The following is a 22864-nucleotide window of genomic DNA, read 5'->3' on the forward strand; positions in this document are numbered from 1 at the left end:
TTACAGTGGCTTTTTTCTTTAGGGCTTTGGATTATATTAATAAAGCTCACCAGACTTGCGTCGGGCAATAAAGTCTTTCGATTCTTTGGCAATCACACCTGAAAGCAATAACAAGCCGATCAAGTTTGGAATCGCCATCAGACCGTTGAAAGTATCGGCAAACAGCCAGACCAGATCCAGTGTAGCTATACAGCCAATGAATACGGTCGCAATGTAAATAATGCGGTAAGGCAAAAAAAACTTTTCACCTAAGAGATAAGTCGCACATTTTTCGCCGTAGTAGCTCCAGCCCAGAATAGTGGAGTAGGCAAAGAAGATAATGCCGAAAGTCACGACCCAACCACCAACGCCTGGTAACAGTTTGTCGAATACACCGATGGTCAGTACCGCACCAGTTTGACCACCAAAATCATTGCCCGCCATGATAAAGCCCATCACCAGCACAATACCGGTAATCGAACAGACAATAATGGTATCAATAAAAGTACCTGTCATCGATACCAGGCCCTGACGAGCCGGGTGATCCGTTTTTGCTGCAGCGGCGGCAATCGGTGCTGAACCCATACCGGCTTCATTCGAGAATACACCACGTGCTACACCGTAGCGAATCGCTGCACCAATAGCGCCACCAACTGCTGCTTCACCGGTGAATGCATAGGTAAAGATCATTTTCAGGGCAGGACCAACCAGCTCCAGATTGTTAAAAATAATGATCAGACCGCCCGCGACATAACCAATCGCCATGATCGGTACAATAAAGGAAGAAGCTCTGGCAATGGATTTAATCCCGCCTAGAATCACCAGTGCAGAAAAGGCTGTGATGATCACGCCTGTAATCCAGGTTTCCAGACCAAAACCATTTTCAACGGCCAGTGCTACCGTATTAGACTGTACCGAGCTGCCGATCCCGAAAGAGGCAACAGCACCAAAAAATGCGAAAATTAAGGCTAGCCATTTCCATTTCAGGCCGCGTTCGATGTAATACATCGGACCGCCCGACATTTCACCTTTCTCATTTTTTACCCGGTATTTTACCGCCAGAACGCCTTCGCCATATTTGGTCGCCATACCGAACAGGGCAGTCATCCACATCCAGAAAACTGCACCTGGGCCACCCAAGACACAGGCAGTTGCCACGCCTGCAATATTACCGGTACCAATGGTGGCAGAAAGGGCGGTCATGAGTGAGCTAAACTGGGAAATATCGCCTTCGTGGGAAGGGTGTTTGCCAAAAACCTGTTTAAAGGCCAGTGGCAACATACGGAATTGCCAGAAAAGTAATCGGAAAGTAAGGAATACACCAGTACCGACAATCAGTACCAGCATATATGGACCCCAGACCCAACCACTGAGGGTTTCCATGATGCTTTGTAAATTTTGCATAAAGTTCTTCTTATTCGTCCTGAGTATCAGTTTAAAGTTCACTTAATTTTAATCAAGCAAATGACATGCCAGACGTGCTCATCCTCAGCACTATTCACGACATTTTTATAGGTTTATTTTTTACACAGTTTCGGAACTTTTACAACAAATATGCAGGAAATTTATCCGGAGCTTCTACGACTAAAGAGAACCTATTCGTTATATAAGAAAAATAAATTAACTTTTAAGATTAAGTGGAAAATACAAATGATGCGAATTTTCTTTTTGTATTCCCCCTTTTTTGCGTTAATTTGTCGCGATTAGACATCGAAGTTGAAAAATAATGTCAGGTCATCATACTGGTTCGCCGTCCGAAAACGGCGAGCTGCAGCGTAGTTTATCCAATCGACACCTGCAGCTGATTGCGATTGGAGGTGCTATTGGTACCGGCCTGTTTATGGGCTCAGGTAAAACCATTAGTCTGGCAGGGCCTTCGATTCTGGTGATCTATATGATCATCGGTTTCATGGTATTTCTCGTGATGCGTGCATTGGGCGAGTTATTACTGTCAAATTTACAATATAAGTCATTTATCGACTTCTCTACGGATCTGATCGGACCATGGGCGGGCTATTTTGTCGGCTGGACCTACTGGTTATGCTGGATTACGATCGGAATTGCCGACCTGTCTGCGATTATTTATTATTTACAGTTTTTTAATAATGGTCTCCCATTTACCCCGGGCGAAGGGGTATTAATCAGTATCGCCTCTATTGTCTTTATCATGGGGCTGAATCTGGCCACCGTGAAGCTCTTTGGTGAAATGGAATTCTGGTTCGCCCTGATCAAAATTATTGCGATTGTAGTACTGATTGCGGTTGGTCTGTGGATGATTTTCACCGGCTTTACCAATGATGCCGGTACGGTTGCATCCTTTGCGCACATTTGGGATCATGGTGGTTTGTTCCCGACGGGTGCTATGGGTTTCTTGGCTGGTTTCCAGATTGCAATTTTCGCCTTTGTGGGTGTTGAGCTTGTAGGCACCACGGCTGCGGAAACCAAAGACCCGGAGCGTAACCTGCCAAAAGCGGTGAACTCGATTCCGATCCGTATCATTATTTTCTATGTACTTGCTCTAGTCATTGTAATGTCTGTGACGCCATGGGATCAGATTAATCCAAGTGTTTCTCCATTTGTGAATCTGTTTAGCCAAGCCGGTATTGCAGCTGCTGCGATCATCATGAATCTGGTGGTGCTGTCATCCGTAATGTCTTCGATGAACAGCGGTGTGTTTTCGACCAGCCGTATGCTATTCGGTCTGTCGCGTGAAGAACAGGCACCGAAAGCTTTCGGTCGTTTGAACCCTCGTGCTGTACCTGCCAATGCCCTGTATTTCTCTGCAGTCTGCTTATTATTAGGCGCGGCATTACAGTATTTTGTACCGAATACTGTTGAAGCCTTTACATTGGCGACAACATTATCAACCATCCTGTTTATCTGTGTATGGCTGATGATTATCTGGAGTTACATGATTTATTACCGTACCCGTCCAGAGCTACATGCCAAATCAGTATTCAAGCTACCAGGTGGCTTGGTGACTTGCTGGATCGTGATTATTTTCTTTGTCGGCATGATTGGTGTGCTGGCATTAGAAGATGATACTCGCCGTGCCTTGATGGTCAGTCCGATTTGGTTTGTTCTACTGATTTTGGGCTATTTAGGCTTCTATAAACAGAAACATAAATAATCCATATCAATAAAAACGTCAGCGATCTGCTGGCGTTTTTTTTTGTCTAAAGATACTCTCTAGCGTTTAACGCTTTGGTCATGGCGAATGATCGCGTTATACTTCATCGAAACTATTCAATTAGGTGGTCAGATGCGCCAAGTCATTTGCTACATCAGTATCTTAGCAGCAGGTCTTGCTCTTGCAGGTTGTGGTCAGTCAGGTGCCTTGCACTTGCCAAATGATCCGGATTACGACAAGCGTGCCAAGTATCTGCTCTATAAAAATACCGAAGCTGAGTCTAAAACTTCCGATGAAGAACGAGATGCCCCTGTGCAACAACAGTTTGCTGCGCCCGAAACATCAGATTCAACCATTACACCTTAACGCTTTCAAAGAAAGGATACCTTCATGAGTTTCACCCGTATTAATGGGGTATTGCATGCCGAGCAATGTTCACTGCAACAGCTGGCAGAGCAATTTGGCACACCACTCTATGTTTATTCAAAAGCGACTTTTGAAAAGCATTATCTGGACATGGATCGTGCATTTGACTTTATTGATCACCAAATCTGTTTTGCCGTGAAGTCAAACTCCAATCTTGCGGTATTGAATGTATTGGCAAAACAAGGGGCAGGTTTTGATATCGTCACGGGCGGAGAGCTGGCACGTGTACTGAAAGCGGGTGGTGAACCTTCTAAAATCGTATTTTCGGGTTTAGGTAAATCAGAAGCGGATATCAAGAAAGCGCTAGAAGTTGGTATTGCCTGCTTTAACGTAGAATCTTATGCCGAACTGGATCGTATTCAGAAAGTTGCAGCAGAATTGGGTGTAAAAGCGCCGATCTCACTGCGTGTGAATCCAGATGTGGATGCGAAAACTCATCCCTACATTTCAACGGGTCTGAAAGAAAATAAATTCGGCATTCCATCGGATAGCGTATTTAAAACTTATCAGTATGCAGCATCTTTAGCCAACTTGAATGTCGTCGGAATTGACTGCCATATCGGTTCACAGCTGACTGAAACCCAACCTTTTGTAGATGCGCTGGATCGTGTCATCGTGATGATCGACCAGTTAAAAGAGATGGGGATCAACCTTAAACACATCGATATCGGTGGTGGTTTAGGAGTGACTTATAAAGATGAGACACCGCCATCTGTTCAAGAATATGCCAATGCGTTGCGTCCGGCTTTAGAAAAGCTGGGCCTGAAAGTCTATATGGAACCGGGCCGTAGTATTTCTGCCAATGCAGGCGTGCTACTGACCAAAGTGGATCTGCTCAAACCGACCAATCACCGTAATTTTGCAATTATTGATGCGGCAATGAATGACCTGATTCGCCCAGCTTTATACGAAGCATGGATGGACATTCAGTCTGTGACACCGCGTAATGATGTCGAGACGAAAGAATGGGATGTGGTGGGTGCAATCTGTGAAACTGGCGATTTCCTCGGTAAAGAGCGTGAGCTTGCGATCAAGGAAAATGATGTCCTGGCAGTACTCGGTGCTGGTGCTTATGGTTTTGTGATGAGCTCGAATTACAATAGCCGTGGCCGTGCTGCTGAAGTGATGGTTGATGGTGATCAAGGACATCTGATTCGCGAACGCGAAACGATTGAATCATTGTGGGAACGTGAGCGTTTATTGCCTTAAGGAGACAGAATAATGTTACTTGAATTTACCAAGATGCATGGTCTGGGCAATGACTTTATGGTGGTTGACCTGATCAGCCAGCGTGCTTATCTGGATACCCTGACTATTCAGCGTCTGGCAAATCGCAATTTTGGCATTGGATTTGATCAGTTACTGATTGTAGAACCACCTGATGTAGCGAGTGCTGATTTTAAATACCGTATTTTCAATGCCGATGGTTCTGAAGTAGAACAATGCGGCAATGGCGTGCGCTGTTTTGCCCGTTTTGTGCATGAGCGTCAGCTGACGACGAAAACTAAAATCAAAGTACAGACCAAATCTGGCATTGTGGAACCTGAATTGGGCGCCAATGGTTGGGTGCGCGTCAATATGGGCTATCCAAAATTCTTGCCTCAAGAAATTCCATTCCTGGCCGATGAACCGGATAATCTGTATGACATCGATCTGGCAGAGGGTGAAAAACTGACGATTGATGTAGTGAACATGGGTAATCCTCATGCGGTAACGGTCGTACCGGATGTGATTAATGCAGATGTAGCCCGTATTGGTCCACAAGTAGAATCGCATGCGCGTTTCCCGGCACGCGTCAATGCAGGCTTTATGCAGATCATTGATGAAAAGCATGCGCGTTTACGCGTATATGAGCGTGGTGTAGGTGAAACACTGGCATGCGGTACGGGTGCTTGCGCAGCCGCAGTATCTGGTATGCGCCGTGGTCTACTTGCCAACAATGTCGAAATTGAACTGGCGGGCGGCAAGTTGCAGATTGAATGGGTCGAGGGGGATGTAGTCTGGATGACTGGTCCAACCGCAACTGTTTATGAAGGTCGCTTAGACTTACGTTATTTCCAAGCTTAATTTAAAAAGCCCTGAAGAGTCAGGGCTTTTTTATATAGGCCGAATAAATTATTTTTGTATTATTTGATAGACTGATGTTTGTCAGGTTCAAACAGCCAAGGAGGATAGAATGCAGCTTGATCCACAGCAATTGTTATCCATATGGCTCAAAGAACGTGAAATCCAGAACCAGTCCAAACATACTTTGCAGGCCTATGAGCGTGATGTTTCCGACTTTCTGAATTTTTGTCAGCGTCATGCTTTAGCACTCGGAGATATTGAATCAACAGATTTACGCCAGTTTATGGCGGAAAAAGTTGAACAACAGGGCCTAAGTTCCAGCAGTCTGCAGCGGCTACTTTCAGCAATTCGCCAGTTTATGAAATGGGCTGAACAGGCACAGCATGTCAGTTTTAATCCGGCAGATGATTTTCAGCTGAAAAGACAATCCAGACCTTTGCCCGGTATGGTTGATATTGAAACCATTCATCAGATTCTGGATCAGCCTGAACCTGAAGGTGAGGTGCAGCAGCAGATGTGGAAACGCGATAAGACAATTCTGGAACTGCTTTATTCCAGTGGGCTACGTCTGGCTGAAATACAAGGCCTCAGAATTAAAGATATTGACTTCAACCGTCAGCTGCTTCGCATTACGGGTAAGGGGAATAAAACCCGTATTGTGCCATTTGGTTCCAAAGCCAAAGACAGTGTCATGGCGTGGTTACAGATTTATCCTCTATGGCATGGTGATTTTGTGCCAGAAGCACATGTCTTTATCACTCAGAAGGGTAATCCGCTAGGGGCAAGGCAGATTGAAAATCGGGTCAAGCTTCAGGCGCAGCGTGCAGACGTCAATGTGGATCTGCATCCGCATTTGTTAAGACATTGTTTTGCGAGTCACATGTTATCCAATAGCCGGGACTTACGAGCCGTGCAGGAAATGCTGGGACATAGTAATCTGACTACAACCCAAATTTATACGCATGTCGATTTTGATCATCTGGCGCAGATTTATGATCAGGCGCATCCACGGGCACAACATAAACCTGAAAATCTTAAATAATCATTATTAAAAATATAAGTTGGCATAAAAATTTCATAAAGAATATTTATGCTGAGAGAAATAGAATGACCATGCAGATTATTTCACTATGGTCTTATTCGCGAAAAGCTAAAATTCAGGTATAACAAAAGAACAGAATTTAAGCTGAAAAACAGGGTATGGCTGAAAAGAATTCAGCCTGACAGGACTGGAAGTATATGGGCACAGAAATTATTGTAGATATACAACAAAAATATGATCGGTTAAGCGAAGCACAAAAAGAAATTTTTGCAGGTTATGGTCTGCGCCAGATCAAACATTTTGTGGAAATCAGTCTGCCAAATATTGAAGCATCGTTACCTGAAGGTGCTCATGTGCAGGGAATTAATACAGATGGTAAGGTTCAAGCCTATAATCCTGATAGCCATGAATACTATATCTGGATTTCAGACTTGCAATGGCAAGCGACTACTCGTGCGACCCAGGCAGTGGACTTAAAAGAAGATGCCATCGAAATCTGGAAGATCTTTGATTTAAAATCTTATGAACTGATTGACCTCAGTCATGTGCACCGTGACTTTCTGGACAGTCGTGTTTAAAACTGATCTTCAGTAAAAAAGGACGATATCAATCGTCCTTTTTATTTGGCCAATATTAAAGATCATCTAAAGGTAGTTGAAAACTCTGCTTGATAATCTGACTCGGTAAATCGGTTTTGACACTGGTAATCCCATTCTTTTTAGTTAAATGCGTAGACTGGAATTTACGATAACTTTCCAGATCGGGCACCACTACTTTGAGCATCGCATCACATTCACCCAAAATGATATAGCACTCCATCACTTGGGGCAGTTCCTTCATGGCTTCAATAAAGGTGTCAATCGTTTCAGCATCCTGACCCACTAGCCAGATACGAGAAAATAAAATCAGCTGGAAACCAATCTTCTGCTGGTCCACGATCGTGGTATAGCTCTGGATTACCCCCGCATCTTCAAGCAGTTTTACCCGACGCAAACACGAAGAAGGCGAAAGGCCAATTTCACGTGCCAGATCGTTATTCTGAATCCGGCCATTGGCTTGTAAGTGTTGAATGATATTTTTGTCAATACGATCGAGTTTTACTCGAATAGACTTGGAAGATATCTTCATAAAATAGAATAATATTCTAAAAATAATGCATATTATAAAATAAATTGAAAGCCTATTTTGTAAAAAATCGCAGATACTAATTTCACTTTCCGACATGTACAGAGGAACAAGGAAATGTCTGTATTTGCACTTTTTGCACTGACTGTGCTTCCCCTTATTTTTACACCGGGACCAGATATGCTATTTATCCTGTCTCAAGTGATGGGTAAAGATGCAAAAGCAGGCATGATGGCGACTATTGGGGTATGTTGCGGTTATCTGGTGCATTCGATTCTGGTGGCGTTAGGAATTGCAGCAATTATTGTGTCTTTTCCAGTGCTGTTTGAAACCATTCGCTGGTTAGGAATTGCTTATCTGTTATTTCTGGCATTTAGTCTGGTGAAATCGGTATTCAGCAAAAATACGTTGATCATTGAAAAGAAATCATCCAGCAATCCGGTACAAAAAGGCTTCATTACTGCGTTACTGAATCCGAAAGGCATGCTGATTTACTTTGCAATCCTGCCGCAGTTTATAGATAAAAGTGGGAATACGGTGAGCCAGGGTTTGATTCTGTCTTTTATCTTTATTGCCATGATCTTTGTGGTGTATTGTGCTTTAAGCCTTTTATTTGCTCGACTTACCCGTTCGGCTCAGATTGATGAACGTAAGCAAAAGTGGATTGATGGGACTTCAGGTGGTTTATTGGCACTCGCTGCTTCATGGCTAATCATTAATTAATGAGCTATAAAATTCACCAATGTTCATCAAATAAGTCATACATTCGTTTTAAAAATTTAAAAGCACGTGATCACAGCGTGCTTTTTTAATATATTTCCTTATAAAAATTATTTTCTGCTATTTCATTGATCTATTTATAAGTAAGAGGGAATTTTGACCAAATCTGGAAGAATGAATCGAACCCATCACCATATGTCAGAAATGACAGATTTAGATAGGAGTAATTTGTATTCTTTATAATAATAGTGACAAGAAATGAAATTAAATTTTATAAAATAGATCAAATCTTTTGATGTGCATAATCAAATAAAAAGATACTAAAAATCAATAGTTAAATTTTAAATAAAATGATGAGAATTTTTTCTGTATAAATGTCAAATCTTGAAATGTGAACGCGACGTTCAAGGAAAATTACGCATTTTTACACCCTATTGGTGAATTGTGACTTGACCGAAATGCCGAACGCATTGCAAGATAGGGCACCTAAAAAAATTTAAGTGAAGAGTTATTATAACTTTTCTAAATATTTACATTTGCTAAAACAGCCGAGGATTACATGAAGGCTCTTGTTGCTGTAAAACGTGTGGTTGATGCCAACGTTAAGGTTCGCGTTAAGCCGGACAACAGTGGTGTTGACTTAACAAACGTTAAAATGTCAATTAACCCATTCTGTGAAATCGCAGTGGAAGAAGCGGTTCGTTTAAAAGAAAAAGGAACTGTTTCAGAAATCGTTGTTGTTTCTATTGGTCCTAAAGAAGCTCAAGAACAAATCCGTTCTTCTATGGCTCTTGGTGCTGACCGCGGTATCCTGGTTGAAGCTGATGACAGCCAATTAGGTGCGTTAGAAGTAGCGAAAATTCTTAAAGGTGTTGTTGAAGCTGAACAACCACAATTGATCCTTCTTGGTAAGCAAGCAATTGATGACGACTCTAACCAGGTTGGTCAGATGCTTGGTGCACTTCTAGGTGCAGGCCAGGGTACTTTTGCTTCTGAAGTGAAAGTTGAAGGCGACAAAGTACAAGTGACTCGTGAAATCGACGGTGGTTTACAAACTGTTGAATTGAACTTGCCAGCAATCATTACCACTGACTTACGTTTGAACGAGCCACGTTATGCTGCTCTTCCAAACATCATGAAAGCGCGTAAAAAACCGCTGGATACCAAGTCACCTGCAGATTTCGGTGTAACCACTACAACTAAACTGAAAACAGTAAAAGTTGAATCTCCTGCAGAGCGTAAAGCTGGCGTACAAGTGAAGTCTGTAGACGAGCTTGTAGAAAAATTGAAAAACGAAGCGAAAGTGATCTAATACAGAAGGATAAAAATCATGAGTATTTTAGTTATCGCTGAGCACGACAACAAAGCATTAAACGCTGCTACTTTAAACGTTGTTGCTGCGGCGCAAAAAATCGGTGGTGATATCACTGTATTGGTTGCTGGTTCTGGCGCTCAAGCAGTTGCTGACCAAGCGGCTAAAGTTGCTGGTGTAAGCAAAGTATTGCTTGCGGATGATGCTGCTTATGCAAACCAGTTGGCTGAAAACGTAGCGAAACTGGTTGCTGAATTGGGCAAAGGCTATAGCCATATTCTTGCTGCTTCTACCACGACTGGTAAAAACATCCTGCCACGTGCAGCTGCATTACTAGACGTAAGCATGATCACAGATATCATTGCTGTTGATTCTGCAAACACATTCAAGCGTCCGATCTATGCAGGTAACGCAATTGCAACTGTAGAATCTTCTGAATCAGTTGTTGTTGCAACTGTTCGTGGTACTGCATTCGATCCAGTTGCTGCTGAAGGTGGTTCTGCTGCTGTTGAAGCTGCTACAGCGACTGGTGATGCTGGTATTTCTAAGTTCATTAACGAAGAAATCGTTAAATCTGAACGTCCAGAATTAACAGCTGCTCGTATCGTTGTTTCTGGTGGTCGTGGTGTGGGTTCTGGTGAGAACTATCACAAAATCCTTGATCCACTTGCAGACAAACTGGGTGCAGCTCAAGGTGCATCTCGTGCAGCTGTTGACGCAGGCTTCGTTCCTAACGATATGCAGGTTGGTCAAACTGGTAAGATCGTTGCGCCTGACCTGTACATCGCTGTAGGTATCTCTGGTGCGATCCAGCATTTGGCAGGTATGAAAGAGTCTAAAGTGATCGTTGCGATCAACAAGGACGAAGAAGCACCAATCAATGCAGTCGCTGACTATTGGTTAGTAGGTGACTTGAACACTGTTATTCCAGAATTAGTATCTAAAATCTAATTCCTGAATACAGTTTAAAAAGACGCTCTTGCGTGAGCAGTAAGTGAATACTTACTGCTCTGTTCAGGGGCGTTTTTATTTATAATGAAAAATGAATAAAATAATAATGAAAGTTTCTATATTGCCTGTATATTAGCCTTTAATCGAAAATGCTCGATTTTATCGATTGTTTTGTTCAACTCTAATACTATTTGTTCTTGCTGTATTGGCTTATTTGATCATCCTAATACAGATCGCTGGACTGTGGCTTATTTTTGCTGCCTGTAGTTTTGTAGGGTTTATCCATTTGATCTATTTGAATACGCTTTCAGATGCACAGGTACTTGCGAAAGCAGAGCATTGGATCGAGCTTGATAATCAGCGATTTCAGAACAGTGCTTATGGTATCCAAGGCGATGCGCTGATGGTATTGGCGCTTATTTTTCCTTTTGTATTATCTACGTGGTTGTTGTATGGATGTTCTAAATTATTTAAAAATTAAGTATGAAAATTTGAATAATGATTAGAAAATTGGACTGAAAATAAAGATTAGATGTGTTGCTTTTGGTGCTTAATAGGGCAGATATTAAGTGAGCTTTAGAAGATTTAAAAGTAATACTAATATTCATATTTTAATTTATTTGCCGGTTTAGCGGCGTCTTCCTGTGAACTTTGATGATCTGTTACCCTGATGCATGCTGCTGATGTGGATTGTCGTCCAGTATTTAATTACCTAGCTATTGATGCAGCTGGATTGTACGCAGGTAAATCTTCTTTGTATGCTTGATCAAGAAAGAAACAGTGGATTCAGTACAAGATATTTCCGTGCATAAAATGCGATAATTCAAGCTAAGAATGAACCTCTGTGTGCAGAGGTTTTTTTATGCGTTAAAAATTGTGAAGTGGTTAAAATTTCTACCAAAAATCCTTTGGATAGTTGGGTCTGAAACGGCTTAATTTAGCCTGATTTATGCTATACTGTCCGACTGAATTTTAAATATTGGTTCAGCGTTTTTTGAACCAATTTATAGCTGGATTTACGACATATAAATACAGGTCAAACAGGACCTGTAGAATAAGGAGTATGCATGAGCGTATCGGAAATTAGACCGATTGCCATTGAGGATGAACTTAAAAGCTCATATCTCGATTATGCGATGAGCGTGATTGTGTCACGTGCATTGCCAGATGTACGAGATGGTTTAAAACCGGTTCATCGTCGTGTGCTTTTCGCAATGCACGAATTAGGCAATGACTATAACAAAGCATATAAAAAATCTGCACGTGTAGTCGGTGACGTGATCGGTAAATATCACCCGCATGGTGATTCTGCCGTTTATGAAACGATTGTCCGTATGGCACAAGACTTTAGCTTGCGTTACCAGTTGGTTGATGGCCAGGGTAACTTCGGTTCTGTCGATGGTGATAGTGCAGCGGCAATGCGTTATACCGAAGTACGTATGCGTAAGCTGACCCATGAGCTCCTTGCTGATCTTGAAAAAGATACAGTGGAATGGGAAGACAACTACGACGGTTCTGAGCGCATTCCACAAGTCATGCCGACGCGTATTCCTAACCTGTTGATTAATGGTGTTGCTGGTATTGCCGTAGGTATGGCGACCAATATGGCACCGCATAACATGACTGAAGTCATCAATGCGTGTTTAGCCTATGCCAATGATCCGAATATCAGCATTGAAGGGCTGATGGAACATATTTCGGGTCCAGATTTCCCTACTGGCGGTATTATTTACGGTAAATCGGGTATTGTAGATGCCTACCGTACCGGTAAGGGCCGTTTGCATATCCGTGGTAAATACCACATCGAAGAAGATGCCAAAACTGGCCGTAGCACGATTGTATTCACTGAAATTCCTTATCAGGTCAACAAAGCGAAAACCATTGAGCGTATTGCTGAGCTGGTGAAAGAGAAAAAACTCGAAGGGATTTCTGAACTTCGTGACGAATCTGATAAAGAAGGGATGCGTATTGCGATTGACCTGAAGCGTGGTGAAAATGCTGAAGTGATCGTGAACAACCTGTTCCAGAATACCCAGTTAGAAAACTCATTCAGCATCAACATGGTTTGTCTGGACAATGGACAACCGAAGCTGATGAACCTGAAAGACATCATTGCGGCATTTATCCGTCACCGTCAGGAAGTCGTGACACGTCGTACCATGTTTGAGTTACGCAAAGCGCGTGAACGTGGTCATATCCTGGAAGGTTTGACGGTTGCGCTTGCCAATATCGATCAGATTATTGAAACCATCAAGACTTCTGCGAATCCGGCTGAGGCGCGTGAGCGTTTACAAGCGGGCGAGTGGGCAGCAGGCGGTGTAGCAGCATTACTTGAAAAAGCAGGCGCGGTTTCTGTACGTCCTGACGAAATTGAAGGTGAAGATCCTAGCCGTCCATTCGGTATTGATGGCGATATCTATCGTTTATCACCAACCCAAGTGAACGCGATCATGGAACTGCGTTTGCATCGACTGACTGGTCTTGAACAAGATAAGCTGCAAGCTGAATATTCTGAAATTCTTGCGCAAATTGCTGAATATACTGCCATCTTGAATGACTTTAATTTATTGATGAACGTCATTCGTGAAGAGCTTGCACTGATTCTTCAGCAATATGGCGATGCACGTAAAACCGATATCGTTGAATCACGTATCGACTTCTCTCGTGAAGATTTGATTCCTGAAGAGCAAATGGTGTTGACAGTTTCAAAAACTGGTTATGCAAAAACTCAACCATTGTCTGACTACGCGGCTCAGCGTCGTGGTGGCCGTGGTAAGTCTGCAACCAGCATGAAAGAAGATGATTACATCCAGCATATGGTGGTTACTTCGAACCATGCAACCGTGCTTTGCTTCACCAATGTCGGTAAGGTTTACCGTCTGAAAGTCTACGAAGTACCACAAGCCTCTCGTGGTGCCAAAGGTCGTCCAATGGTGAACTTACTGCCACTAGATGATAACGAAACGATTACTGCAATCTTGCCAGTGATTGATGCACCGAAGAAATTCAAAGAACGTTTGGCAGACTTTAAAGCATTTGTAAAAGCCAATGCTGCCCAGCTGCAAAGCAACGAAGTGATCAACAGTCACTTTGCTGCATTAGAAGCTGCACTTGCTGAATCTGAAGAGGGTGCAGATGATATTTCTGATGCACTGCGTGTTCAGTTGATAGAATTGGGCTTAGCGCTTTCAACCACTGATCTTGATGACGACATCATCAATGACTTTGCTCAGCAAGCTGAAGCTGTTCGCAAGAATTTCTATGTGTTTATGGCGACCGAGTACGGTACGATTAAACGTGTAGAACTGGAACAGTTCTCGAATGTTCGTTCAAACGGTTTGCGTGCGATTGAACTGAATGGCGATGACACCTTAATTGGTGTTGCGATTACTGACGGTGAACAGCAAATCATGTTGTTCTCGAACGAAGGTAAAGCCATTCGCTTTGCAGAAACTGATGTACGTTCAATGGGTCGTTCAGCCAAGGGTGTGCGCGGTATGCGTGTGACCATCGGTGCTTCGCAAGTTGAAGATGCAGAAGATGCAGAGGTTGAATCTGATGATGAAGATGCAACTGAAGCGAACTTCATTAGCCGTATCGTATCTCTGGTGGTGGTGCCTGAAACGGGTGAAGTACTGTGTGCCTCTGCAAATGGCTATGGTAAACGTACGCCTGTAGATGACTTCCCAACCAAAAAACGTGGTGGTAAGGGTGTGATTGCGATCAAGACCTCTGAACGTAACGGTGAGCTGGTGGGTGCAGTGGCAATTGATGCATCTAAAGAGTTGATGCTGATTTCTGATGGCGGTACTTTGGTTCGTACCCGTGCATCTGAAGTGGCACAAACTGGCCGTAATGCACAAGGTGTTCGTCTGATCCGTCTGGCTGAAGATGAAAAACTGGTTGGTGTAGAAGCGATTGAAGCCGTTGAAGATGAAGAATTGGATATGTTGGAAGAAACAGAAGTTTCAGAAGATCATCTGGCTGAAACTCCTGAGGCTGTAGATGCAGCTCAAGATGGCGAAAATACAGCAGAAGACTAAGTCTTCAATTCTTATAAAAAGGGCGCTTCGGCGTCCTTTTTTACAGACTTTACTGGAAATGACCATGATGAAAACTAAATTGATGTCACTTGCTGGGCTAGCTCTTCTTGCCGGCTGTAGTACTAACGAGCAGGTAGCAGATCCAAGTACAGCCCAAACCCAGGCAGCAGAAATTGCCTATAACGACTTGCGTGATGGTAAGTATGAAGAATTTTTAAGTTATCTGGATCCGAAATTACAGCAGTATTTTCAGGAAAATCAGAAAACCATGAAGAAGTTTTCGCATTCCATTCCTGAAGGTGAGTATAAATCTAAGACTTTGATGGTTAAAACTTTTGTTGAAAAATCAGGTCAACCAAGTGAATACAAGGTCAGCTATGAAATCGCTTATCCAAACAATCTGGTGCAATACGATGTCAGCTTTGACAAGCCCAACGGCAGCAGCAAAATCCAGAATTTTTATATCCGCGTATATGGGGAATAAGCTTTTAGCTTAACAGGGTTCAAGCTTATTTAATGCGTGGACATAGACGATAATAGCCTAAGCTAAAGCAAAAAATTCCAACAACCAGCAGATAGGCGAGTTTCCCTAAAATCATGCTGGTCGGTACGCCCATCTGATTCAGTTGAATAAACATCTGTACGATCTGTGTGGAAGGTAAGGCCTGTCCAAACATTTGCATCCAGACGGGCATCGCGGCATGCGGCCAGGCGACTCCGGACAGCATAAATAAGGGAATTGAGGTAAAGACAATAACATGTCCGGCACGCTCTGGCATATCCAGAAAACTGGCGAACAGGGTCGTGATGCCGATTATGCAGAATACAAAAACCAGAACAGCCAGCAGCATGCCCCAGAAATTCCCGCCACGTGGATAGTCAAACAACCAGAAGGTGAAACCAAACAGGTAGTAGCATCCCAGACAGCCAATGGTCAAAATTGCCAGACTGATTCCACATAAGGTCGTCAAATTGATCACCTGTTTATTTTCACGATACAGTGCAATCAACATGCTGAGCCCCAGAAAAATCGTCTGATGAATAATCAGTGGGGCAACCGCTGGAAATACATAGCTTCCATAGCCAGAAAGTGGATTAAATAGTGGAATCTGGTGAATCGATAGGGCAGGAGAGAAATGCGAAATTTCGCTAAAGCGTTCTGCATATTCACTTAAGGTATTTTCGACAGAACCAACCAGGCCTAAACCGATCTGTTTGGTAATCAGGAAATTCGCTGCACTTAAATACAGCCCAATCCCGCCATTTTCACCATGTCGAATGGATTGTGAAAGGTTGTCTGGTAATAACAAAATCCCGTCAGCCTTTTGAGCCTCTACCCACTGTTTGGCCTCTGTAAAATTTCCAGTGACTGCCTTGATCTGTACATTCGGGCTTTGGCTGACATGACTGATAATAGTAGTGGTTAAGTTGCTTTGCTCTTCATCGACAATAATAATGGGCAAGGCTTCTGCATGTTCAGCCTTATATGCCATTGGATAGAAAAAGCTGTAAAACAGTACAGATAGGATTAACGTAGTAAAAATACTGGTATTGCTAACAATATCTTTAAAAGTTTTACAGTAAGCGGCCCAGAGTGCTTTCATGTGGACACTCCTTTCGCTATTTTCTTTAAAAATACATAGGCCAATACAGCATAAAGCACCACATAGGTAGTCAGTATGAATATTGGTTGAGCTGAGAGATATAAGGGACTACCAATCACCCATTGTTCAGTCTGTAATTTGGCATAAGGTGTATAGGGAATAATATTGGCCCAGAGCTGGGTAAACAGTGGTGCATTATTGAGAGGCAATGTGACACCGGCGAAGCTGAGCGATGAGCCACCATAGACTGCCAGTAAACCAAAAGATTTCCTTAGATCCTGCGTTGCCAGTACGACCGCGCTACTGATAAAGGCATAGGCACTATAGAATAGGACTTGTGCCAATAAAATCAGCCATAATGAGCCAGCAATAAACCAGCCCCGAAACTCCACCATCCACAGCATCCAGACCCAGGTCCAGAAACAGAAAATTGCGACATAGACCAGATTTTTAGACAGTAATGCTGACCAGAGATTTTGTCCATTAATCCAATGATTAAAAGTATGACGCTTGATTTCCTGTCCTACAGCAAATGCCACACAGCAGCACAATAACAAATGCAAAATTGCTGGAACCATATAAGGTTCCAGATAAAATTCATAATTTAATTGCGGGTTATACAGCGGGGAAATTTTAATATTAGGTGTCGGTGCCTCCAGATAAGGTAGGGTATTACCCAGATACTGCCTGCCAGTAAATTCTGCCATTGCCTGAAGCGTGCTCAAGAACATAGCCGAAGAAATAGTATTGCCAATACTAAAATAGCTCTGATTAAAGGCAATACTAATTTCAGCATTCTGGGCTGTGACTAATCGTTGTTCTGCGCCCGCAGGAATATGGATATAACCCCAGATTTTATTCTGATTCAGCAGTTTTTCTACTTCAACGGTCTGATCAGAAACAATATATATCTGTAGGGTATGATTTAGCGATAAATGATTATAAATCTGGGTACTCAGGCGGCTTTGATCCTGATCAATAATCGCAATCGCTAAATGATTGGGCTTGCCTTGAGCAAACATGCTGCCGAGTAAAATCAAAATGCAGGCAGGGGCAAGTACAACCAAAGCCAGATCCCATTTTTCCCTGAGTAAATAGCACAGTTCGCGCCGGATACCTGCCCACATTATTTTGAAGACTCTTGCAGCTTAAACAGCACACTCATGCCAGCTTTCAGTTCAGGAATTGTAGTCGCTGGTACAAGGTGGACTTTGAAGCTGCGAATATCGTAGCCACCAGTCTGACGTGTGGTTTTAATGGTGGCAAATTCACCTTCAGCACTAATACTTTTTACTTTAAATATTGCGTTTTTATTGAGTGCCGGGATAAAACCTTCGAGCTGCTTTTGTTCACCTAGAGAAGCATATTGGTCTTCACGAATATTCACACTGACCCAGCGTTCTGCCGAAATCAGACTGACCACAGGTACTGCGGTTGCAACCAGCTCAGAGAGATTGCCATAGGTTTTAGATACTGTGCCATCAATAGGCGCCAGTAGTTCGGTCTCTGCTTCCAGGGCATTGGCTTCAGCGACTGCTGCACGGGCAATGTCGACCTGTGCATCTGCTGAACTCTTCTGTTCTGGTGTGCTGCCACGTTTAGCGCGAATATATTGCTGATAAGCAGCTTCGGTCATCTGGGAGGCAGACTGTGAGGCAGCAAATAGCTCATCTCGGCGTTGACGGGAAATTACACCTTCTTGAAACAGGTTTGCACCGCGCTGATAAGAGGTTTTTGCCAGCTGTTCCTGTGCTTTGAGAGATTGCCAGTTGGCATACAGTGAAGCGACATTTTCTTCTTGTGATCCGCGTTCGGCTGTCGATTGTAAGGCTAAGGCAGATTGCAAGCTTGCTAATGCCTGCTGTTTTTTCGCTTCTATTTCAGGGCTATGCAACTTAACTAATACCTGACCTTTCTTGACGTCATCACCTTCCTGCACATAAATTTTTTCAATCCGGCTTGGAACCTTGGTCGCGACCTGTACGGTTTCAGCCTCAACCCGACCTTGCAGTTCGATGTCTTTAGGCTGATAAGTTTTCCACAAGCCAAAGCCAATTAAAACCAGGATGACTGGAATCAGACCTAACAGCAGGTATTTCTTGGTAGATTTGTCCTGTTTAGTTTCAGCAAGACTTTGTTTTGGTGAATCGATATGATTCATTTCTGAAGCCGGTTCATCAACAGGAAATTCTGGCTTTTGCTCATCAGTCATGTTTGGCTCCATTAACGAATATAGTGGGTATTGGCATGTTGCATATAGTCAGGAAATTCAGTAATTGAGCCATGGCTTTGCAATAAAGTGGCAAGTGACATGATGTATTTATAGGCATTCAGGGCCATTTCAGCTTTCAGGCCACTCAACATATTTTGCGCATCAATTACCTGCGTCGCGGTGCCAACATCTTCCTTAAAAGACAGTTCCTGAATACGCAGATTTTCTTGTGCTGCTTTCAGGTTTCGTTGTAATAACAGATCACTTTGCTGGGCGCTGACCGCCTCACTAAATGATTTATAAATCAGGCTCTCAATTTCCTGCTGGGTACGTGCCGTCATCAATTCTGCTGCATGGCGCTTCAGTTCGGCAGCCTGAATATTCTTGTTTTTATCAATGCCGGAAAATAAGTTATAACGTGCTGCAACGCCGACAATCCAGTTCTGGTTTTCATCCAGGCTATATTCACCAAAGGCAAATACATTGGGTCTTTTTGTTGCCTGCTGGGCTTTAACATTGGCTTTGGCCAGCTCAGTATCCATTTTCATTTTTTTAATAAGCGGAGAGTTCTGGCTAAAACTGCTGAGCAGAATATTTACATTTTGAGGTTCAGCACGATTTACAAATAAAGGTGTGCTCAGTTCGGTAATATGGCTGTCCTGTAGAAAGTTATTCAGCTGGAATAAGGCAGCATTTAGATTCGCCTGAGTATTTTGTTGTGTTCGATCAGCATTGTTGCGCGCCACTTCAAACTGCATACGCTGACCCTTACTGATGAATCCCTGCTGTTCCATTTTCAGCGCGTTACGGTAATGTTGCTGCATGGCATTTGAATTAAAACGTGCGGCTTCCAATAACTGTTTTTGCAGTTGCACATTAAAATAAGCCTGAATCAGTTCAAAGCGTTGTGTATCCTGCTGTTGCTGGTTGCTCAATTCACTGCGTCCCGCCTGAATGCTGGCTATTTCTTTGGCACTACTGGTAAGTCCGCCGGTATAAAGTGGCATCATCACTGAAATAGTAGGGCGAATAACTTCATCTCTAAGTACGACATTGGATGAATCTGGAATTAAACCAACACCATCCTGAATAGGTTGCTTCAGGCTTTCTTTAAGCGGGTCGGCAATAGCCTGGTCTAAATTAAACTCATCAATTTTATTATTTAAGCCATTGGTAAGTGACTGCTCAAGGTTATTTTTAACAGCACCTAAAGGAATGTCTAATTCATTACGAAAGGCATAGGCACGGACATTCAGATCAATCCGTGGCAGACCAATGCCTTTAACCGCTTCTGCTTCAAGTTTTGCAGCCTGTTCCAGATTCTGGAAAGCCTGACTGGTATAGGAACGTTGCAGCAGTTGTCGTTCTGCATCCTGAAAGCTGATAGTTTGTGCATAGGCAAAGCTGCCATACATCATGGATGCAAGTACAGACAGACCCCAGTAAACACATCGTTTATTTTTCTTCATATTCATAAAGTAGAGATGCAAAAGCACATTAAATCAGTTTTATGGGCATTATAAATCAAGTGCTTGCAGGGCAGGAGAAAAGGAAAGTTATAGTATTGTTTCTATGATAAAAGAAAAAGATGCATTTGCATCCCTTCAATCCTCTTTCTTACCTTTTCTTTTTAAATAACGTTTTCTAGCTACTTTTTCTCTATATTCTTTAAGAAGTCTTGGATTTGAGGCTATTAATTTATCCATATTCTTTTTATTACCTCTGTATTCAGGATGTTGTTCCCTAAGCTGTTTTGCTTTTACTCTTTTTTCTCCAGTACTCTTAACCGAATAAATAAATGAAGCTAAAGGGAATTTAGTTAAAGCTTCATCCTTATATATAGGAGTGGCGATATTGGTAAATAAGTAGTTATGACTGTAGCTAATTATGCTATCTAGAATCTGAGAAGGAAGTAGTACTACAGGACCATAACATTTGTTTATTCCCCATGGAGCATGAGGTAATTCAAATTTAGATTTTTTCCACTCTCGTGTATTGTCGCAGAAATAATAAAAATATTGACTAGTTTCTTCTAAAGGAATCCCTAATTTTAAACACTGATCTTTAGTGTATTCAGCAAAGTGTTTTAGGCAAATATTTGTAGTAATGTCTGAAATAGTATCTGCACCAATTCCTTCAGTTACTAAGATTAAATCTTCCAAATCTTCTAAATTTCCAGTTTTAGCGGCTTCAGAAGCTTTTAAGCACGATATAATTCTTTCAACTTTAATATCTTTAGAACCTCTACCATTAACGCTATTTTTTGAAACACCAATTCCAGTAAATTTAGGTTCTGAAAAATGGGAACAGAGTCGAAATGCTTTATCATTATCTTCATTTTTTAATGCAAGCATTAGTTCTTCCATGAAAATTTTTTGTGTTTGTAATGCTCTTTTTGAGTAATCATCATTAGCCCAAGTTAGATAATAGCTATCAATAAATTGTGGGCTATCTTTTTCAAGGTCAGGGTTAAAAAACTCCACTTTTACTGAGAGAGGAGAAATTTTAAAAAAATCCAAAAATGTACTCATATTACAGTCCTAGTTAATTGATTTGTATAAAATATCACCAAATCAAGAGATTGTTTATTAAGTAATCAATTTTCGCGACGCAGATTGTCGTTTAAATATTAATCAATAGCTTGGGTTGTTTAATTTATCCCTCGAATCTACATTGATTTTTTGACTCTATCTTCATTCATGGATTGAAATAATTTTGTGCAAGCTAAGTCCAGATATGGTTAAATGCCATCATTTTATTGTGTTTCACTCTGAAAGGAAAAATCATGCGCGCGTACAACTTCTGTGCTGGTCCTGCTGCATTACCTACTGCCGTTCTTGAAAAAGCTCAAGCTGAAATGCTCGACTGGCAGGGCAAGGGTCTTTCGATCATGGAAATGAGTCACCGTAGTGCAGACTACGTCGCGGTTGCTGAGAAAGCAGAAGCAGATCTACGCAAACTCATGAACATTCCTGAGAACTATAAAGTATTGTTCTTACAGGGTGGTGCATCGCTACAGTTCTCTGCAATTCCGTTGAACTTGTTAGGTAAAAACAACAAGGCTGACTATATCCATACTGGTATCTGGTCTGAAAAAGCACTGAAAGAAGCAAAACGCTATGGCGACATCAATGTCATTGAAGCAGGTACTAAAACTGCTGACGGTAAATTAGCGATTACTGAGCAAAGTACCTGGAACCTGTCAGATGATGCTGCTTATGTGCACTATGCAGATAACGAAACGATTGGTGGCCTGCAATTTGCCCATATTCCTGAAACTGACAAGCCATTGGTGTGTGATTTCTCTTCAAGCATCCTATCTGCGCCAATCGATGTAACTAAATTTGGCCTGATCTATGCCGGTGCACAAAAGAATATTGGTCCTGCTGGTCTGACGCTGGTCATTATCCGTGAAGATCTATTGGATCAAGCGAAACCGGAAATTCCAAGCATCCTGAAATATGCAGATCAAGCGAAAAACGGCTCTATGGTGAACACTCCATCAACTTATGCCTGGTACCTGTCAGGTCTGGTATTTGAATGGTTGTTAGAGCAGGGCGGTGTAGATGCAATTTATAAAGCTAACCTCGCAAAAGCTGAACTGCTGTATGGTTATATCGACTCTAGCGATTTCTATGCAAACCCGATTGCCAAAGAAAACCGTTCAATGATGAACGTGCCATTTACTTTGGCAAAATCTGAACTGGAAAAACAGTTCCTGAAAGAAGCTGAAGAAAATCATCTGTTGAACCTTGCAGGTCACCGTTCAGTAGGTGGTATGCGTGCAAGTATCTACAATGCGGTTCCGCTTGAAGGTGTTCAGGCACTGGTAAAATTCATGGATGAGTTTGCAAAACGCAACGCTTAAATCCAGAATTTAAAAAACCCAGCTCAGGCTGGGTTTTCTTATCTTCCGATTCCGAAAATTAAAACACGAAAAGATGAAGTAGAAAGGCGCAGATCAGCATGCCCAAGGCAAAAAACAAGCATGACATCATGTCAATGTCATAGCTCGAGCGAAGATGATGCCCGACTTGATTTAAATTTTCTTCCTGTACGATTTTCATAGATATTATTGTCCGATCTATTTATCGTTAATTACTATTTGTTATGAGCCTTTTTATCATAAAAAATTGGTTAAATAAAGTACATTCTTAATTTAACTGCATAAAGTTATTATTTTTTTCATCCATTAAATAAATCTACCTATTAATCCTGCAAAAGCAAGAATCACTGTTTACAGGGTATTGCCA

At 42.2% G+C, this 22864-nt stretch carries 19 protein-coding genes; 12 read left to right on the top strand and 7 right to left on the bottom strand.

From position 1 onward, the window contains the following. Positions 1–36: 36 nt before the first annotated feature. Positions 37–1383 (bottom strand): alanine/glycine:cation symporter family protein, encoded by a 1347-nt coding sequence (locus C8322_RS04240; RefSeq protein ID WP_111810403.1) that lies wholly within the window; start codon positions 1381–1383, stop codon positions 37–39. 322 nt (positions 1384–1705) lie between these two features. On the opposite strand from C8322_RS04240, the gene C8322_RS04245 reads away from it, so the two are divergent. The 6 genes from C8322_RS04245 (at position 1706) to C8322_RS04270 (ending at position 7222) form a co-directional block, all read left to right on the top strand. Next, complete coding sequence (locus C8322_RS04245; RefSeq protein WP_004815018.1) at positions 1706–3109, top strand: amino acid permease; 1404 nt, start codon at positions 1706–1708, stop codon at positions 3107–3109. Positions 3110–3241: 132 nt separating this feature from the next. Continuing rightward, positions 3242–3475, top strand: coding sequence for an LPS translocon maturation chaperone LptM (gene lptM, locus C8322_RS04250; protein WP_026056785.1), 234 nt, complete (start codon positions 3242–3244; stop codon positions 3473–3475). 24 nt (positions 3476–3499) lie between these two features. Further along, the gene (gene lysA, locus C8322_RS04255) at positions 3500–4744 is read left to right on the top strand and encodes a diaminopimelate decarboxylase (RefSeq protein ID WP_108675391.1); all 1245 of its coding nucleotides are present in this window, start codon (positions 3500–3502) and stop codon (positions 4742–4744) included. Positions 4745–4756: 12 nt separating this feature from the next. After that, positions 4757–5602 (top strand): diaminopimelate epimerase, encoded by an 846-nt coding sequence (dapF, locus tag C8322_RS04260; RefSeq protein ID WP_008302374.1) that lies wholly within the window; start codon positions 4757–4759, stop codon positions 5600–5602. A 109-nt stretch (positions 5603–5711) separates the two neighbouring features. Then, a complete protein-coding gene (locus C8322_RS04265) occupies positions 5712–6644 on the top strand; it encodes a tyrosine recombinase XerC (RefSeq protein ID WP_008302375.1) in 933 nt (310 codons plus the stop codon). A gap of 197 nt (positions 6645–6841) precedes the next feature. Then, entirely contained in the window at positions 6842–7222 is a 381-nt protein-coding gene (locus C8322_RS04270; RefSeq protein WP_008302376.1) for a hypothetical protein, read from the top strand. 55 nt (positions 7223–7277) lie between these two features. On the opposite strand, the gene C8322_RS04275 is transcribed toward C8322_RS04270, so the two are convergent. After that, on the bottom strand, positions 7278–7772 hold the full coding sequence (locus C8322_RS04275) for an Lrp/AsnC family transcriptional regulator (protein WP_004815034.1): 495 nt from the start codon (positions 7770–7772) through the stop codon (positions 7278–7280). A gap of 114 nt (positions 7773–7886) precedes the next feature. On the opposite strand from C8322_RS04275, the gene C8322_RS04280 reads away from it, so the two are divergent. From C8322_RS04280 to C8322_RS04305, 5 genes are all read left to right on the top strand, one after another. Next, a complete protein-coding gene (locus C8322_RS04280) occupies positions 7887–8492 on the top strand; it encodes a LysE family translocator (RefSeq protein ID WP_008302378.1) in 606 nt (201 codons plus the stop codon). Positions 8493–9048: 556 nt separating this feature from the next. Then, the gene (locus C8322_RS04285; RefSeq protein WP_004815037.1) at positions 9049–9801 is read left to right on the top strand and encodes an electron transfer flavoprotein subunit beta/FixA family protein; all 753 of its coding nucleotides are present in this window, start codon (positions 9049–9051) and stop codon (positions 9799–9801) included. A gap of 18 nt (positions 9802–9819) precedes the next feature. Beyond that, positions 9820–10752, top strand: a complete 933-nt coding sequence (locus tag C8322_RS04290; protein ID WP_004815039.1) for an electron transfer flavoprotein subunit alpha/FixB family protein — start codon at positions 9820–9822, stop codon at positions 10750–10752. Between the two features lie 1067 nt (positions 10753–11819). Next, a complete protein-coding gene (gene gyrA / locus C8322_RS04300) occupies positions 11820–14795 on the top strand; it encodes a DNA gyrase subunit A (RefSeq protein WP_108675390.1) in 2976 nt (991 codons plus the stop codon). A 67-nt stretch (positions 14796–14862) separates the two neighbouring features. Continuing rightward, positions 14863–15279, top strand: a complete 417-nt coding sequence (locus C8322_RS04305) for a DUF4878 domain-containing protein (RefSeq protein WP_167456617.1) — start codon at positions 14863–14865, stop codon at positions 15277–15279. 25 nt (positions 15280–15304) lie between these two features. Here the strand turns inward: C8322_RS04305 and C8322_RS04310 are convergent, their stop codons facing one another. From C8322_RS04310 to C8322_RS04330, 5 genes are all read right to left on the bottom strand, one after another. Then, the gene (locus tag C8322_RS04310) at positions 15305–16399 is read right to left on the bottom strand and encodes an ABC transporter permease (protein ID WP_108675388.1); all 1095 of its coding nucleotides are present in this window, start codon (positions 16397–16399) and stop codon (positions 15305–15307) included. Beyond that, positions 16396–17526, bottom strand: a complete 1131-nt coding sequence (locus C8322_RS04315; RefSeq protein ID WP_108675387.1) for an ABC transporter permease — start codon at positions 17524–17526, stop codon at positions 16396–16398. Before C8322_RS04315 ends, C8322_RS04310 begins: the two co-directional genes overlap by 4 nt. After that, on the bottom strand, positions 17526–18560 hold the full coding sequence (locus C8322_RS04320; RefSeq protein WP_390882851.1) for an HlyD family secretion protein: 1035 nt from the start codon (positions 18558–18560) through the stop codon (positions 17526–17528). Before C8322_RS04320 ends, C8322_RS04315 begins: the two co-directional genes overlap by 1 nt. Positions 18561–18622: 62 nt before the next feature. Continuing rightward, on the bottom strand, positions 18623–20086 hold the full coding sequence (locus tag C8322_RS04325; protein WP_034591968.1) for a TolC family protein: 1464 nt from the start codon (positions 20084–20086) through the stop codon (positions 18623–18625). A 129-nt stretch (positions 20087–20215) separates the two neighbouring features. Continuing rightward, positions 20216–21142 carry a hypothetical protein gene (locus C8322_RS04330; RefSeq protein WP_008302392.1) on the bottom strand — a complete coding sequence of 309 codons (927 nt, stop codon included), beginning with the start codon at positions 21140–21142 and terminating at the stop codon, positions 20216–20218. Positions 21143–21396: 254 nt separating this feature from the next. On the opposite strand from C8322_RS04330, the gene serC reads away from it, so the two are divergent. Next, complete coding sequence (gene serC, locus C8322_RS04335; RefSeq protein WP_108675385.1) at positions 21397–22479, top strand: 3-phosphoserine/phosphohydroxythreonine transaminase; 1083 nt, start codon at positions 21397–21399, stop codon at positions 22477–22479. Positions 22480–22864: the final 385 nt, after the last annotated feature.

Origin of the sequence: Acinetobacter sp. SM1B (genome assembly GCF_003289665.1) — a bacterium.
Lineage (GTDB): Bacteria > Pseudomonadota > Gammaproteobacteria > Pseudomonadales > Moraxellaceae > Acinetobacter > Acinetobacter schindleri.